This window comes from Pseudobacillus wudalianchiensis (assembly GCF_001685015.1).
Classification (GTDB): domain Bacteria; phylum Bacillota; class Bacilli; order Bacillales; family Domibacillaceae; genus Pseudobacillus; species Pseudobacillus wudalianchiensis.
The window spans coordinates 134,270-150,653 of record NZ_MAYT01000028.1 but is presented as its reverse complement, the minus strand read 5'-3'; the positions used below and the strand labels follow the sequence as shown (position 1 = coordinate 150,653).

The following is a 16,384-nucleotide window of genomic DNA, read 5'->3' as shown; positions in this document are numbered from 1 at the left end:
ACTAGTCTGAGGTGTATGTGATGAAACAAAGCCAAACGTTAATCCCTACTTTAAGAGAGGTACCGGCTGATGCGGATGTAAAAAGCCATCAGCTATTGTTAAAAGCAGGATTTATCCGTCAAAATGCGAGCGGAGTGTACAGCTATTTACCGCTTGGCAAAAAGGTATTACGCAAGGTAGAAGAAATTGTTCGCGAAGAAATGGACAATGCGGGAGCGGCAGAATTGTTAATGCCTGCATTGCAGCAAGCAGAATTATGGCAGGAATCTGGACGCTGGTATACGTATGGACCAGAGTTAATGCGCTTGAAAGACCGGCATGAACGGGAATTTGCCCTCGGTGCAACGCATGAAGAGGTCATTACAAGCTTAGTTCGTGATGAAGTGAAATCGTACAAGCGTTTGCCATTAACGTTATATCAAATCCAAACAAAATTCCGTGACGAAAAGCGGCCGCGCTTCGGCTTATTGCGTGGAAGAGAGTTTGTGATGAAGGATGCTTATTCTTTCCATACATCGCATGAAAGCTTGGGAGAAGTGTACGACCGGATGTATACCGCTTATTCAAATGTATTTCGCCGCTGCAGCTTAGACTTCCGGGCAGTCATTGCAGATTCAGGGGCAATGGGCGGTAAAGACACCCACGAATTCATGGTGCTTTCTGAAATTGGTGAAGATACGATTGCTTACTCAGATTCATCTGATTATGCGGCTAATATTGAAATGGCACCAGTCGTGACAACGTATGAAAAGAGTGGAGAAGCAGAACGCGAGATTGAAAAAGTGGCTACCCCAGATGCCAAAACAATCAGCAGCGTAGCAGAACTTTTAAATGTTTCTGCAGAGCAATGTTTAAAAACGCTTCTCTTTAAAGTGGACGGTGAGTATGTTGTTGTTCTCGTTCGTGGAGACCACGAAGTAAATGAAATTAAATTGAAAAATTTATTTCAAGCAGATGTCGTTGAGCTTGCTGAGCATGAGGAAGTCAATGAAGTACTTGGCTGCACAATTGGTTCACTTGGTCCAGTCCATGCAAAAGAAGGCGTGAAAATTATCGCCGATCATGCTGTAAAAGCCATTACGAATGGTGTGTGTGGAGCAAATGAAGAAGGCTTCCATTTCATCAACGTCAATGCGGAAAAAGATTACCGTGTCGATCAATATGCCGACCTGCGCTTTATTCAAGAAGGCGACTCGTCTCCAGATGGAAAAGGCAGAATTAAATTTGCTAAAGGGATCGAAGTAGGCCATATCTTCAAATTAGGAACTCGTTACAGTGAAGCGATGAATGCCACATACCTTGATGAGAATGGCCGTACACAACCAATGATCATGGGCTGTTATGGAATCGGCGTGTCCCGGACATTGGCTGCGGTAGCAGAACAGTTTAACGATGAACAAGGATTTATTTGGCCTAAGGCACTGGCTCCTTTTGACGTTCATCTCGTGCCGATCAATATGAAGGATGAGAGTCAGCGTACACTTGCTGAAGAACTGTATAGTCTGCTTCGGGAAAATCGTTATGATGTATTAATGGATGATCGTGCTGAACGTCCAGGTGTAAAGTTTGCTGACAGTGACTTAATTGGATTGCCGATTCGGGTAACCGTTGGTAAAAAGGCAGCAGAGGGAATTGTCGAGGTAAAGGTTCGTAAAACAGGTGAAGTATTAGAGGTTCAGAGAAATGAGCTTGCAGCCAAGCTGTATGAGATTTTCCAAACCATCTAATCATCATTTTGCTAGGAGAAAGCAATAGTATATAAATGATAGCTTCCCTGGCGGTGGTTAAAAGAGAACAAAGTCGGTAAAGACATTGGCAATAGAGGCGAAGTCTTTTTAGTAACGACAGGCTAGTGAGCATGTTTGCCTTTCGGGTGAGAAACCTGTTGACAAGCGACACGGCCAAGTCGATTAGACGTTCCCATACAGATGAGCAATGAAGAAAGTAAGTATTTTTCTAATTGTTTGAAGGCACCTAAAACAGGTGCCTTTTTCTTTCTGATTTTCTGTTAAAATAGAAGAGAACAATAAATTGGGAGGCATGTAAATGAGTGAAGAATCCCAGGGAAGACGACAGCGGTTCCAATTGCTCTTGCAACAATTGAAATTAACGGAAGACGCAGTCGTTCGACATTTTGAGGGAGCTGAGATTGCAAAATTAACGGTGGAGCGGCAAACAAAACGCTGGCATTTTTCTTTTGTCACAGAAAGCATCATTCCGTGTCCATTGTTAAAAACTTTTGCCAATGCACTAGATATGGCATTTAAAGAAATTGCACACGTTTCGTTTTCCATAAAAGTGAGAAATGCAGCTCTCACAGAAGAGTTGATTAATGACTATTGGACTTTTTGCATTAGCCAGCTCGAAGGTATCTCTCCTCCGATGCTTGCCTTGTTAAGTGGGCGTCCGCCTGTTGTGAAAGGAAATAAAGTAATCGTCACGGTCGGCAATGATGCGGAAGGCATGACGTTAAAAAATAAATACGGTGACTGGGTTTGCCGTACCTATCAAAATTATGGCTTTCCTGCGCTTGTGTTTGATATAGCGGTTACAGAGAAAGAAACGAATGATGAATTTCAACAGTTTTTAGAAGCTAAACAAAAAGAAGACGCGGAAAGAGCCATGCAGGCGGTTGCTGAAATGCAGAAGCGGGAAGAGAATGCAGGGGAAGAGGCAGAGACTGCTAGTGGTCCGCTTATGATCGGGTTAACGATTAAAGACGATGCCGAATTTAAAAAGCTGGAAGAAATTCAAGATGAAGAACGCCGGATCGCGATTGAAGGCTATGTGTTCGATGCCGAAACGAAAGAGCTTCGAAGCGGCCGTACGCTGTTGACGTTCAAAATTACCGATTATACCGATTCTATATTAGTTAAAATGTTTTCTCGTGATAAAGAGGATGCCGCTCTTTTCGGCCGCTTGAAAAAAGGCATGTGGGTCAGAGCGAGAGGGACTGTACAAAACGATACGTTTGTCCGCGATCTTGTTATGATTGCCAATGACGTAAATGAAATCGCCCCTGTTATGCGCCAGGATACCGCTCCTGAAGGGGAAAAGCGCGTCGAGCTTCATTTGCATACACCGATGAGCCAAATGGATGCTGTGTCGCCGATTGGTAATTTGGTCGCCCAGGCAGCTAAATGGGGACACAAGGCTATTGCCGTTACGGATCATGCGGTTGTCCAATCATTCCCGGATGCGTTCAGTGCGGGTAAAAAGCATGGAATAAAAATATTATATGGTCTCGAAGCGAACTTGGTAGACGATGGGGTGCCGATCGCCTACAATGACGTTCACCGCTTGCTTGCGGAGGAAACATATGTTGTGTTTGACGTAGAAACGACAGGGTTGTCAGCCGTTTATGACACGATTATTGAATTGGCTGCGGTTAAAATTAAAGATGGGGAAATTATTGACCGCTTTGAATCCTTTGCTAATCCGCATCATCCTCTTTCTGCAACGACTATTAATCTGACAGGGATTACGGACGACCTCGTTCAAAATGCGCCTGAAGTAGAAGAGGTACTAAAGAAATTTAAAGACTGGACAGGGGATGCCATTCTCGTCGCTCATAACGCTTCTTTTGATATGGGCTTTTTAGATGCTGGCTATGTCCGGTATAACCTTGGCAAGTCTTCGAATCCAGTCATTGACACGCTGGAATTGGCCCGTTTTTTGTACCCTGTAATGAAAAATCACAGGCTGAATACGCTGGCGAAAAAGTTCGATGTAGAACTCACTCAGCATCACCGGGCGATTTACGATGCTGAAGCGACAGGCTATTTGTTTTTGAGAATGCTAAAAGATGCGAATGAAAAAGGAATTACGTATCATGATGAGTTAAACACCCATATGGGAGACGGAGGTGCCTACAAAAGAGCCCGTCCTTATCACTGCACCATCCTCGCAAAAGATGATGTAGGGTTAAAGAATTTGTTTAAGCTCGTTTCCATCTCACATATTGATTATTTTTACCGTGTGCCGAGAATTCCAAGGTCCGTGCTGCAAAAGCATCGGGAGGGACTAATTATCGGGTCTGGCTGTGACAAAGGTGAAGTATTCGAGAGCATGATGCAAAAAGGGATGGAGCAGGCGGAAAAAGCGGCTAAGTTTTATGATTATCTTGAGGTTCATCCAAAAGAAGTATATAGCCACTTGCTTGAATTAGAGCTTGTTCGTGATAACCAGGCACTCGAAGACATTATCAAAAAAATTGTAGAGCTTGGAGAAAGAATGAAGCTGCCTGTAGTAGCTACGGGTAATGTTCACTATTTAAATCCAACCGATAAAATTCACCGTAAAATATTAATCAGCTCTCAAGGGGGAGCGAATCCGCTTAACCGTCACGAATTGCCTGATGTCCACTTTCGGACGACAAATGAAATGTTGGATGCATTTAGCTTTCTAGGAAAAGAGACAGCAGAAAAAATCGTCATTGAGAATCCGAATGCTCTGGCAGATCAAATTGCCGAAATTAAGCCTATTAAGGATGATCTGTACACACCAAAGATTGAAGGAGCCGATGAAGAGATCCGGAAGATGAGCTACGACAGGGCAAGAAGCATTTACGGTGAGGAATTGCCGGAGATCGTTGAAGCACGGTTAGAGAAAGAGTTAAAGAGCATCATCGGCCATGGGTTCGCTGTTATTTATCTCATCTCTCATAAACTCGTAAAAAAATCTTTGGATGATGGTTACCTTGTTGGTTCACGGGGATCAGTCGGTTCTTCCTTTGTCGCAACTATGACGGAGATTACAGAGGTAAATCCGCTGCCGCCGCATTATGTGTGTCCGAAATGCCGAAAGTCAGAGTTTTTCAATGATGGTTCGGTCGGTTCAGGCTTTGACTTGCCTGATAAAAATTGTCCGGATTGTGACATCAGGTATACAAAAGATGGACATGATATTCCGTTTGAAACGTTCCTTGGCTTTAAAGGGGATAAGGTGCCAGATATTGACCTGAACTTTTCTGGTGAATACCAGCCGATTGCCCACAACTATACGAAGGTGCTTTTTGGAGAAGAGTACGTCTATCGTGCCGGAACAATCGGCACAGTAGCGGATAAAACAGCCTTCGGCTATGTAAAGGGTTATGCAGGAGATAATAATTTGCAGTTGCGGGGAGCGGAGGTAGACCGCCTGGCAAAAGGATGTACTGGCGTAAAACGGACGACAGGTCAGCATCCCGGTGGTATTATCGTTGTCCCTGATTACATGGACATTTATGATTTTTCACCGATCCAATACCCTGCAGATAGTGACAAATCAGAATGGAGAACGACACATTTTGACTTCCATTCTATCCACGATAATTTGCTAAAGCTGGATATTCTCGGGCACGATGATCCGACCGTTATTCGGATGTTGCAGGATTTATCCGGCATCGACCCGAAAACCATCCCGACGGATGATCCAGAAGTGATGAAAATATTTAGCGGTACAGAATCATTAGGTGTGACAGAAGAACAAATTATGTGCAAGACCGGCACCCTGGGTATTCCTGAATTTGGAACACGTTTCGTGCGGCAAATGCTTGAAGATACAAAACCGACAACGTTTTCTGAGCTTGTGCAGATTTCAGGGCTCTCTCACGGTACAGACGTGTGGCTCGGAAACGCTCAAGAACTCATTCATAATGGCATTTGCGAATTAAGTGAGGTAATCGGCTGTCGGGATGATATCATGGTATATTTAATCTACCAGGGGCTCGATCCGGCTTTCGCTTTTAAAATTATGGAATCTGTCCGAAAAGGTAAAGGATTAACGGCTGAAATGGAAGAGGAAATGCGGGACAAAAAAGTACCGGAATGGTATATCGATTCATGTAAAAAAATTAAGTACATGTTCCCGAAGGCGCACGCGGCCGCTTACGTATTAATGGCTGTGCGGATTGCTTACTTTAAAGTCCATTTGCCGCTTCTCTACTATGCTGCTTACTTTACTGTACGGGCGGAAGACTTTGATATTGATTCGATGGTAAAAGGATCAGCGGCTATCCGGTCTCTTATCGAGGAAATTAACGCTAAAGGCTTGGAAGCTTCTCCTAAAGAGAAAAGCTTGCTGACAGTATTAGAGTTAGCGCTTGAGATGTGTGAACGCGGCTTTACCTTCCAAAAAGTAGATCTATACCGCTCGAGTGCTGATCAATTTGTCATTGACGGCGACTCACTGATCCCGCCTTTTAACTCTATACCAGGACTGGGTACGAATGCGGCTTATAACATCGTAAAAGCCCGGGAGGAAGGGGAATTCTTGTCAAAAGAAGACTTGCAGCAGCGCGGGAAAGTATCTAAAACGATTATCGAGTATTTAGACAATCATGGCTGTCTCGCCTCCCTGCCTGATCAGAATCAGCTCTCGCTTTTTTAAGGAGAATGGGCGCCCGGTTGCATAAAATAAAGGGATATGGTATATTTTTAATGGAAATACTAATTGATAACTCTCTTTGAAAGAGTGGGGCATCCCCACTCTTTCGTGTTTGTAAAGGAGTTTCATTCTTGGTCAGGGATTTTATTCAACCAGGGGGTATATATGAGCAAAGTAGTTGAAACAGTTGAACAGTTAGTAACACCAATTACTGAAGAGCTGGACTTAGAACTGGTCGATATCGAATATGTGAAGGAAGGAAAGAACTGGTTCCTTCGCGTTTACATTGACAAAGAAACAGGAGTAGATATTGAGGAGTGTGGAATGGTCAGTGAGCGGCTAAGTGAAAAGCTGGATGAGACAGATCCTATTCCTTATAACTACTTTTTGGAAGTTTCTTCTCCGGGTGCAGAACGTCCGCTTAAAAAAATCCGGGATTATGAACGTGCGGTTGGAAAGCGTGTGCACGTTAAAACATACGAACCGATTGACGGAGAAAAAACATTTGAAGGCACTTTGCTGTCGTTTGAACAAGAAGAGCTTGTGATTGAGTACTTAGTTAAAACGAGAAAAAAGCAAGTGACCATTCCGCTGGAAAAAATAGCGAAAGCTCGTCTGGCTGTCTCCTTTTCTTAAGGGAAAGTGAGTACAGCCGAGCTTTCGGCACATTCGTTTGACGTAACGAAGTAAAGCTGACAGTTTATTATTATGTAAGGGGGCGGAAAGTCCGATGAGCACTGAACTGTATGATGCTCTTTTATATTTGGAAAAAGAAAAAGGGATCGAACGCAATTTAATTATTGAGGCGATCGAAGCGGCGCTTGTCTCTGCTTATAAACGAAATTTCAATCAAGCGCAAAATGTCCGTGTTGATTTAAATCTTGAGACAGGAACGATGCGTGTTTTTGCCCGTAAAGAAGTGGTAGATGAGGTATTCGATTCCCGCCTTGAGATCTCTGAAGCGGATGCTCGCGAAATCAACCCGTCTTATGAATTGGGGGACATTGTTGAACTTGAAGTAACACCAAAGGATTTCGGCCGTATTGCTGCGCAAACAGCTAAGCAGGTTGTGACTCAGCGTGTAAGAGAAGCGGAAAGAGGCATTATTTACTCAGAGTTTATCGACCGCGAAGAAGATATCATGACAGGAATTGTCCAGCGGCAAGACTCCCGCTTTATCTACGTTAGTCTTGGTAAAATCGAGGCGCTTTTACCGCTTTCTGAGCAAATGCCCAATGAAAGCTATAAACCCCACGACCGTATAAAAGTGTACATCACAAAAGTGGAGCGGACAACGAAAGGCCCGCAAATCTTTGTTTCACGAACTCATCCAGGCTTGTTAAAGCGGTTATTTGAAATTGAAGTACCAGAAATTTTTGATGGTACAGTAGAAATTCGTTCCGTTTCCCGAGAAGCAGGCGATCGTTCCAAAATTTCTGTATATGCAGAAAACCCTGAAATCGATCCGGTTGGCGCTTGCGTAGGGCCAAAAGGAAGCCGTGTACAGGCGATTGTCAATGAATTGAAAGGTGAAAAGATTGATATCGTAAAATGGTCGGAAGATCCGGTCGTCTTCGTTGCCAATGCTTTAAGCCCGTCAAAAGTCGTTGATGTACAAGTTGATGAAGAGGCAAAAGCGACAACTGTTATCGTTCCAGACTATCAATTGTCTCTTGCTATTGGCAAGCGGGGACAAAATGCTCGTCTGGCCGCAAAATTAACAGGTTGGAAGATTGATATTAAGAGTGAAACAGACGCCCGGGAAGCTGGAATTTATCCTCGTGACCACGTGGCATCTCCTGTTGAAGACGAAGGTGCTTATGACTTTTCCTCCGAAGAAATTGAATAAGAGGTGAAGAAAATGACCCGCCCAAAAAAGATTCCATTAAGAAAATGTGTCGCTACAGGTGAAATGAAGGCAAAAAAAGAAATGGTCCGTGTAGTACGCTCAAAAGAAGGAGAAGTGTCAGTGGATGTAACCGGAAAAAAATCCGGCCGCGGCGCGTATGTATCAAAAACAAAAGAAGCTGTGGAATTGGCAAAAAACAAAGGCATTTTATCAAGACAATTAAATGCCGATGTGCCAGACAGTGTATTTGAAGAACTCCTCTCTTATGTAGAAAAGGAGACGAACTAGTTGATGAATAAACCTCAGTGGGCAAAACTGCTGGGATTAGCCAACAGAGCACGCAAAATTATCTCAGGCGAAGAGCTGACAGTAAAGGAAATTCAAAAAGGCCGGGCAAAGCTGGTTCTGCTTTCAGCGGACGCATCACCCAACACAAAGAAAAAAGTACAGGACAAAGCAGCCTATTATCAAGTACCGCTAAGGTGGGTTGATAATCGGCAAGTCCTTGGCCAGGCCATTGGCAAAGAGGCGAGGGTAGTCGTAGCTGTTGTAGACGCAGGGTTTGCTAAAAAGCTTTCCACTCTCCTCGATCATACTATGCGGGGGTGAACATATGAGTAAGCAAAGAGTACATGAATATGCAAAAGAAAAAAACGTGTCAAGTAAAGTAGTCATTGAAAAACTCAAAGAGTTGAATGTAGAAGTCTCTAACCATATGACTGTTATTGACGAGGGGGCTATACAAAAATTGGAAAAATCTTTCGAAAACGCAAATAAACAAACTAAATCTAATCCATCTAAACCGAACAAGCCGGCTAAGCCAGGAAACAAAGGGCCAGGTGGACAGAAAAATTCTCAGCAAAAAGGATTTAATCAAGGAAAAGGGAATAATAAAAATCAAGGGAGAGGCAAGCAGCAAGGAAACAAACAGCGACAAGCAAAACCAGTTGCTGCTCCACAGCCGCCAAAGGTAAAAGAACTCCCTGAAAAAATTACGTTCTCAGGCTCATTGACGGTTTCAGAATTGGCCAAGAAACTACATCGAGAGCCATCTGAAATCATCAAAAAGCTGTTTATGCTAGGAGTAATGGCAACGATTAACCAAGAGCTTGACAAAGATGCAATTGAGCTCATAGCAAGCGAATACGGCGTAGAAGTAGAAGAAGAAATTTTAATTGATAAAGCAGATTTAGAAGTTTACTTTGAAGAAGCAAATGAGGAAAGCGAAAAAACAGAACGGCCGGCTGTTGTGACGATCATGGGGCATGTTGACCACGGAAAAACAACCTTGCTTGATTCGATTCGCCATACGAAGGTAACCGAAGGAGAAGCTGGGGGGATTACTCAGCATATCGGTGCTTATCAAATTGAGGCCAATGACAAGAAGATCACTTTCCTCGATACGCCTGGACATGCGGCGTTTACAACGATGCGTGCCCGCGGAGCGAAAATTACAGACATTACGATCCTTGTTGTGGCAGCAGATGATGGCGTTATGCCGCAAACAATCGAAGCGATCAATCATGCGAAAGCGGCTGAAGTGCCGATTATCGTAGCGGTGAATAAAATCGACAAGCCGACAGCTAATCCGGATCGCGTCATGCAGGAATTAACGGAGCAAGGTCTTGTTCCAGAAGCCTGGGGCGGCGATACGATCTTTGTTCCTCTTTCCGCGAAAACAGGTGAAGGTATTGAACAGCTTCTTGAAATGATTCTGCTTGTAGCAGAAGTAGCGGAACTTGAAGCTAATCCGAACCGCCGGGCAATCGGTACAGTGATTGAGGCTGAGCTTGATAAAGGCCGAGGCTCTGTTGCTACACTGCTTGTGCAAAACGGCACATTAAACATTGGAGATCCTATTGTTGTCGGAAATACATTTGGCCGTGTCCGGGCAATGGTGAATGATCTTGGACGCCGTATTAAAACTGCGGGTCCTTCTACTCCAATTGAAATTACTGGCTTAAATGACGTTCCATTAGCTGGAGACCGCTTTGTTGTATTTGAAGATGAAAAAACAGCAAGACAAATTGGTGAAGCTCGTGCTCAGGAAGCATTACAGGCACAGCGCAGCGAGAAATCTCGCGTTAGCCTTGATAATTTGTTTGAACATATGAAACAAGGGGAAATGAAAGACTTAAATATCGTTTTAAAAGCTGACGTTCAAGGGTCACTTGAAGCGGTTGCGGCAGCTCTTCGAAAACTAGAAGTAGAAGGCGTAAATGTGAAAATTATTCATACCGGAGTCGGTGCGATTACTGAGTCCGATATTATTCTCGCTTCTGCATCGAATGCCATTGTGATCGGTTTTAACGTTCGTCCAGATGTGAATGCGAAACGGGCAGCTGAGACAGAAGAGGTTGATGTTCGTCTGCATCGCATTATCTACAAAGTAATTGAAGAGATCGAGGCAGCCATGAAAGGTATGCTCGATCCTGAGTTCCAAGAAAAAATTATTGGCCAGGCAGAAGTGCGCCAAACATTTAAAGTGTCCAAAGTGGGAACCATTGCTGGTTCTTATGTAACAGAAGGAAAAATTACCCGCGATAGCGGTGTTCGCTTAATCCGTGATGGCATTGTTATTTTTGAAGGGGAAGTCGATGCGCTTAAACGCTTTAAAGATGACGCGAAGGAAGTCAGTCAAGGTTATGAGTGCGGCATTACGATTAAAAACTTCAATGATGTGAAAGAGGGCGACATTATCGAAGCCTTTATCGAGGAAGAAATTGAGCGTAAATGATTGGTTATGCTGAGGTAGAATATTTAATTTATGACTCGCACTCCTTAAAGGAAAAGCGGGCAGTGCTGCAGCGTACTGTGACGCGTTTAAAGCAAAAATTAAATGTTTCCGTGGCAGAAATTGATCATCAAGATGTTTGGCAGCGTACGAAACTAGCTGTTGTCACTGTCGCTTCGTCCAGAAAAGCGGCGGAAAGGGAGCTGGCGAATGCCTTGCATTTTCTTGACTCTTTCCCTGAGTGGGAACGGCTCGCTGTTTCCTATGAATGGCTATAGTGAGGTGAGAAGAATGAGTCTTCGTTCAAATCGTGTCGGTGAGCAAATGAAAAAAGAGCTGACGGATATATTAAACCGGAGAGTAAAAGATCCGCGCATTGGCTTTATTACCGTAACAGACGTTGAAGTGACAGGTGATCTTCAACAAGCAACGGTATATATTACAGTGTTGGGCAACGAAGAAGAGCGCGAGGGCACTTTGAAAGCTTTAACGAAAGCAAAAGGTTTTATTCGTTCGGAAGTTGGCCAGAGAATTCGTCTGCGTAAAACTCCGGAGCTGCTCTTTGAAATGGATGAATCGATCGAATACGGCAACCGTATCGATACGTTGTTAAGAGAAATTAACAGCCCTTCCACAGACCACTGATAAATAAGAAGGATCATAAGGTTCTGGCCTCTTCAGTGAATGCAATATAGACGTTTTCCTGCGCTATATTCATTTCCTCTTAAGAGGTCAGAGCCTTTTTATGCCTGAAAAAGGAGCGAATCTGTATGGATGGAATACTTCCGCTTTGGAAAGAAAAGGGGATGACCTCCCATGACTGCGTATTTAAAGTACGGAAAATTTTAAAAATGAAAAAGGTCGGACATACCGGGACGCTTGATCCCGATGTGGAAGGCGTATTGCCGATTTGTCTCGGGCGGGCAACGAAGCTTGCAGAATATATTATGAATTCAGGGAAGGTATACGAAGGGGAGGTCACAATTGGCTTTTCTACGACTACTGAAGATGCTTCAGGTGAAATCTTAGAACAACAGCCAGTGCAATCTAGCATTTCACGAGCAAACATTTTGTCTGTACTGCAATCGCTCACAGGTGAAATTACGCAAACGCCTCCCATGTATTCCGCTGTGAAAGTAAATGGCAAACGCCTGTATGAATATGCTCGTCAAGGAATTGAAATAGAAAGGCCTTCCAGAAAGGTAACGATCCATGAGCTGGAGTTGTTAGATGATCGAGAATCGTTTGCGGGAGAAACCATTCAATTTTCTTTCCGGGCGGCTTGCAGCAAAGGGACCTATATCCGAACACTGGCCGTGATGATCGGTGAACGGCTTGGCTATCCAGCGCACATGTCAAAGCTTGTCCGTACTTCATCCGGGGGGTTTAGTGAAAAGCAATGTGTCACGTTAGATGAACTTCGGCAGCTTCAAGAAAAGGAAGCAGTCTCTTCTATCCTTCAGCCATTTGAAAGAGGAGTCGATCATTTGCCGAAATGGACAATAAATGATACATTAGCAAAGAAAGTGATGAACGGCTCGGTGTTGGATATTCCGGCTAGCTGGCCCGAACACGCAAAAGAAACAGCAGTGTTTGAAGAAGGGACTTTACTGGCGATTTACAAGCTGCATCCCGATAAACCGGGAAAAGTAAAGCCTGTTAAAGTATTAGCTGATTGACAGGAGGACAGGTGAAAACGGTGAAAGTGTATATGTTGCATCATCCCCATAACTTAGAGAAAAGCGATTTGCCTCCTTTAGTGATGGCTCTTGGTTTTTTTGATGGAGTCCATACCGGGCACCAGCAAGTGATTCGTGCGGCGGTAGAAAAAGCAAGGGATCAAGGCATAAAAAGTGCGGTGATGACGTTTGATCCTCATCCGTCCGTCGTTCTTGGAAACACACATAAACAAATAAAGTACATTACCCCAATTGATGAAAAAATCAAAAGAATAGAAGCTTTAGAAGTAGACTGCTTATTCATTGTTCGGTTTACTTCTGATTTTGCGGCACTTGAGCCGCAGCAATTCGTGGATGACTATATTATTGGTCTTCACGTGCAGCATGTGGTGGCCGGTTTTGACTATACATATGGGCGATTAGGGAAAGGAACAATGGAAACGATGCCTTTTCACTCACGTGATGTATTTACGTCAACGACAGTAAATAAATGGGAATGCGATGAGGAAAAAGTCAGTTCCACGAAAATTCGCCGGCTGCTTAGCGAGGGGGATGTCGACGCGGCGGCTCGTCTGCTCGGAAGGCCCTACGAAGTAAAAGGAACTGTGATTCATGGTGATAAGCGCGGCCGCAAAATCGGGTTTCCTACTGCCAACGTCGAGGTGGAGGAAGATTATGTAATTCCCGAAAGCGGCGTTTACGCGGTGAAATTGAAAGTCAAGGAAGAATGGCATAACGGCGTGTGTAACATTGGTTATCGGCCGACATTTAAGAATCCTGATGAGCGCACTCTATCAGTGGAAGTCCATATTTTTGACTTTGAGCGTTCGATATACGGAGAAGAAGTGGCGGTCAAGTGGTATACCCGGCTTCGCGGTGAGCAGAAATTTAACGGCATTGAGGCTCTCGTTTCTCAAATTAACAAAGATAAGCAGGCTGCTGTCGCTTATTTTGCAGAAGAGAAGTAAAGAGTTGCATTTTTTTGCAACATACGTTATGATTAAAAATGCATTATTTGAACCTTTGCTCAGCATCGCGCCGCTCCAACGCATGCTTGGTAACAGGGGATTTTATAAAACTAAGGAGGAATTACAATGGCTTTAACTCAAGAACGTAAAAATGAAATTATCAATCAATACAAAACTCACGAAAGTGATACAGGTTCTCCGGAAGTACAAATCGCTGTGCTTACAGAGCAAATCAACACACTTAACGAGCATTTACGTACTCATAAAAAAGACCATCATTCACGCCGTGGTTTGTTAAAAATGGTTGGACGTCGTCGTAACCTTTTAACTTACCTTCGTAACAAAGATGTTCAACGTTACCGTGAATTAATTCAAAAGCTTGGCTTACGTCGCTAAGTCGTTCAGAAAGCGGGATTCGTTCCCGCTTTTTTATTAGGAGAAAAACGGTTGGTATTTAATTCCAAAATAAAATGAGAAGACAATTGAGTAACTTCTCCTTTTCCGTGGAAAATATATAAGATAGATAAATTCAACGATATAACTTTGCATGAATCATTCCGAATGTTATGCTAATAGTTAGGATGATACGCAAACACAATATTTTATTGGTATAGAGAGGGGTTCATTTATGGAGCAAGGGAAACAAACATTTTCCATAGAATGGGCAGGCCGTGAGCTGACTGTTGAAGTTGGCCAGGTCGCTAAACAAGCTAATGGAGCGGCGTTGATCCGCTATGGAGATACAGTTGTATTAAGCACAGCCACTGCTTCAAAAGAAGCAAAGCCTTTTGATTTTTTTCCACTAACAGTTAACTATGAGGAACGTTTGTATGCTGTCGGGAAAATTCCAGGTGGTTTTATTAAGAGAGAAGGCCGTCCAAGTGAGAAAGCAACGCTTGCCAGCCGCTTAATTGACCGTCCAATCCGCCCGCTATTTGCCGATGGCTTCCGTAACGAGGTGCAAGTAATCAGCATCGTCATGAGTGTTGATCAAAACTGTTCCTCTGAAATGGCAGCGATGTTCGGTTCTTCCTTATCGTTAAGCATTTCCGATATCCCATTTGAGGGCCCGATTGCCGGCGTAACGGTTGGCCGTGTGGATGAAGAATTTGTGATTAATCCAACTGTTGAACAGCTGGAAAAAAGCGATCTGCATCTCGTGGTAGCCGGAACAAAGGACGCGGTGAACATGGTAGAAGCAGGGGCAGACGAAGTGCCTGAAGAAGTGATGCTTGAAGCGATCATGTTCGGTCATGAGGAAATTAAGCGTCTCATTGCGTTTCAGGAGGAAATCGTCAAAGCGGTTGGAAAAGAAAAAATTGAAATTTCTTTATATGAGGTTGACGCAGAGCTTGAACAGCAAGTTCGCTCACTTTGTGAAAAGGAAATGATCGAAGCGATCCAAGTGCAGGAAAAACATGCACGTGAAGATGCGATCAATGCGGTAAAAGCGACTGTCGTTGAGAAATTTAAGGCTGAAGAAGCAGAAGAAGAAACAATGAAGCAAATCGGGCAAATCTTGGACAAGATTGTCAAAGAAGAAGTCCGTCGTCTGATTACAGTGGAAAAAGTAAGACCAGATGGCCGGAAAATCGATGAGATTCGTCCGTTATCTTCTATGGTAGGCTTATTGCCGCGCACGCACGGCTCGGCTATGTTCACACGAGGCCAAACACAGGTGCTAAGTATTTGTACTCTTGGTGCATTAGGTGATGTGCAGATTTTAGATGGACTTGGCGTTGAAGAGTCCAAACGTTTTATGCATCATTACAATTTCCCTTCCTTCAGCGTGGGTGAAACTCGTCCATTACGGGCACCAGGCCGCCGTGAGATTGGTCATGGAGCTTTAGGAGAACGCGCTTTAGAGCCGATCGTTCCAAGTGAAAAAGACTTCCCATACACAATTCGCCTCGTATCAGAAGTATTAGAATCAAATGGTTCCTCTTCTCAGGCGAGTATTTGTGCCAGCACGATGGCGATGATGGATGCCGGTGTTCCGATTAAGGCGCCAGTAGCCGGTATTGCGATGGGCCTTGTGAAATCTGGTGAACATTACACTGTTCTATCTGATATTCAGGGAATGGAAGATCACCTTGGAGATATGGACTTTAAAGTGGCCGGTACCGAAAAAGGTGTTACAGCCCTACAAATGGATATTAAAATTGAAGGCTTAAGCCGTGAAATTTTAGAAGAAGCGCTGCAGCAAGCGAAAAAAGGCCGTATGCATATTTTAGATCATATGGTATCTGTTATTGCTGAACCACGCAGCGAGCTGTCTGATTATGCACCGAAAATCTTGACAATGACAATTAATCCAGATAAAATCCGTGATGTCATTGGACCGAGCGGAAAGCAGATTAACAAAATCATTGAAGAAACAGGCGTTAAGATTGACATCGAACAAGATGGCACGATCTTCATTTCTTCCGTGGACGCCCAGAAAAACAATGCTGCGAAGAAAATTATCGAAGACATTGTGCGTGAAGTGGAAGTAGGACAGATGTATGATGGTACAGTAAAACGCATTGAGAAGTTTGGTGCGTTTGTGGAACTCTTCCCTGGAAAAGACGGACTCGTTCATATTTCAGAGCTCGCGGAAGAGCGTGTCCGCAAAGTGGAGGACGTTGTTTCACTTGGCGATAAGTTACTCGTTAAAGTAATTGGCATTGACGATCAAGGACGGGTAAACCTTTCACGCAAAACCGTATTAAAAGAACAAAAAGAAGCAGCAGAAAAACAAGAACAGCAATCTTAATGACAGAACCAGAGGATATCCCCTCTGGTTTTT

The 16,384-nt window shown here is 43.8% G+C and carries 13 protein-coding genes; all 13 read left to right on the top strand.

Translation table 11 applies throughout. The features are described from left to right. The first annotated feature begins 20 nt into the window (after positions 1-20). The 13 genes from A8F95_RS16105 to pnp all read left to right on the top strand — a co-directional run bounded on the left by A8F95_RS16105 (position 21) and on the right by pnp (position 16,351). Positions 21-1,727: a proline--tRNA ligase gene (locus A8F95_RS16105; protein ID WP_065411455.1), complete on the top strand. Its 1,707-nt coding sequence runs from the start codon at positions 21-23 to the stop codon at positions 1,725-1,727. Positions 1,728-2,046: 319 nt separating this feature from the next. Beyond that, positions 2,047-6,369 carry a PolC-type DNA polymerase III gene (locus A8F95_RS16100; protein ID WP_065411454.1) on the top strand — a complete coding sequence of 1,441 codons (4,323 nt, stop codon included), beginning with the start codon at positions 2,047-2,049 and terminating at the stop codon, positions 6,367-6,369. 162 nt (positions 6,370-6,531) lie between these two features. Continuing rightward, positions 6,532-7,002: a ribosome maturation factor RimP gene (gene rimP / locus A8F95_RS16095; protein ID WP_065411453.1), complete on the top strand. Its 471-nt coding sequence runs from the start codon at positions 6,532-6,534 to the stop codon at positions 7,000-7,002. Positions 7,003-7,096: 94 nt separating this feature from the next. Further along, a complete protein-coding gene (nusA, locus tag A8F95_RS16090) occupies positions 7,097-8,215 on the top strand; it encodes a transcription termination factor NusA (protein WP_065411452.1) in 1,119 nt (372 codons plus the stop codon). Between the two features lie 12 nt (positions 8,216-8,227). Next, positions 8,228-8,503 (top strand): RNase P modulator RnpM, encoded by a 276-nt coding sequence (gene rnpM, locus A8F95_RS16085; protein WP_065411451.1) that lies wholly within the window; start codon positions 8,228-8,230, stop codon positions 8,501-8,503. Between the two features lie 3 nt (positions 8,504-8,506). Further along, the gene (locus tag A8F95_RS16080; RefSeq protein ID WP_065411595.1) at positions 8,507-8,824 is read left to right on the top strand and encodes a YlxQ family RNA-binding protein; all 318 of its coding nucleotides are present in this window, start codon (positions 8,507-8,509) and stop codon (positions 8,822-8,824) included. Between the two features lie 4 nt (positions 8,825-8,828). After that, on the top strand, positions 8,829-10,952 hold the full coding sequence (gene infB / locus A8F95_RS16075; RefSeq protein WP_065411450.1) for a translation initiation factor IF-2: 2,124 nt from the start codon (positions 8,829-8,831) through the stop codon (positions 10,950-10,952). Then, the gene (locus A8F95_RS16070; RefSeq protein WP_049661584.1) at positions 10,949-11,227 is read left to right on the top strand and encodes a DUF503 domain-containing protein; all 279 of its coding nucleotides are present in this window, start codon (positions 10,949-10,951) and stop codon (positions 11,225-11,227) included. Before infB ends, A8F95_RS16070 begins: the two co-directional genes overlap by 4 nt. A gap of 13 nt (positions 11,228-11,240) precedes the next feature. Beyond that, entirely contained in the window at positions 11,241-11,594 is a 354-nt protein-coding gene (gene rbfA / locus A8F95_RS16065) for a 30S ribosome-binding factor RbfA (protein ID WP_049661585.1), read from the top strand. Between the two features lie 125 nt (positions 11,595-11,719). Then, entirely contained in the window at positions 11,720-12,628 is a 909-nt protein-coding gene (gene truB, locus A8F95_RS16060; protein WP_065411449.1) for a tRNA pseudouridine(55) synthase TruB, read from the top strand. 20 nt (positions 12,629-12,648) lie between these two features. Next, positions 12,649-13,596, top strand: coding sequence for a bifunctional riboflavin kinase/FAD synthetase (ribF, locus tag A8F95_RS16055; protein ID WP_065411594.1), 948 nt, complete (start codon positions 12,649-12,651; stop codon positions 13,594-13,596). A gap of 126 nt (positions 13,597-13,722) precedes the next feature. Beyond that, positions 13,723-13,992 carry a 30S ribosomal protein S15 gene (rpsO, locus tag A8F95_RS16050; protein WP_049661588.1) on the top strand — a complete coding sequence of 90 codons (270 nt, stop codon included), beginning with the start codon at positions 13,723-13,725 and terminating at the stop codon, positions 13,990-13,992. A 232-nt stretch (positions 13,993-14,224) separates the two neighbouring features. Next, positions 14,225-16,351 (top strand): polyribonucleotide nucleotidyltransferase, encoded by a 2,127-nt coding sequence (pnp, locus tag A8F95_RS16045; RefSeq protein WP_065411448.1) that lies wholly within the window; start codon positions 14,225-14,227, stop codon positions 16,349-16,351. Positions 16,352-16,384 lie beyond the last annotated feature (33 nt).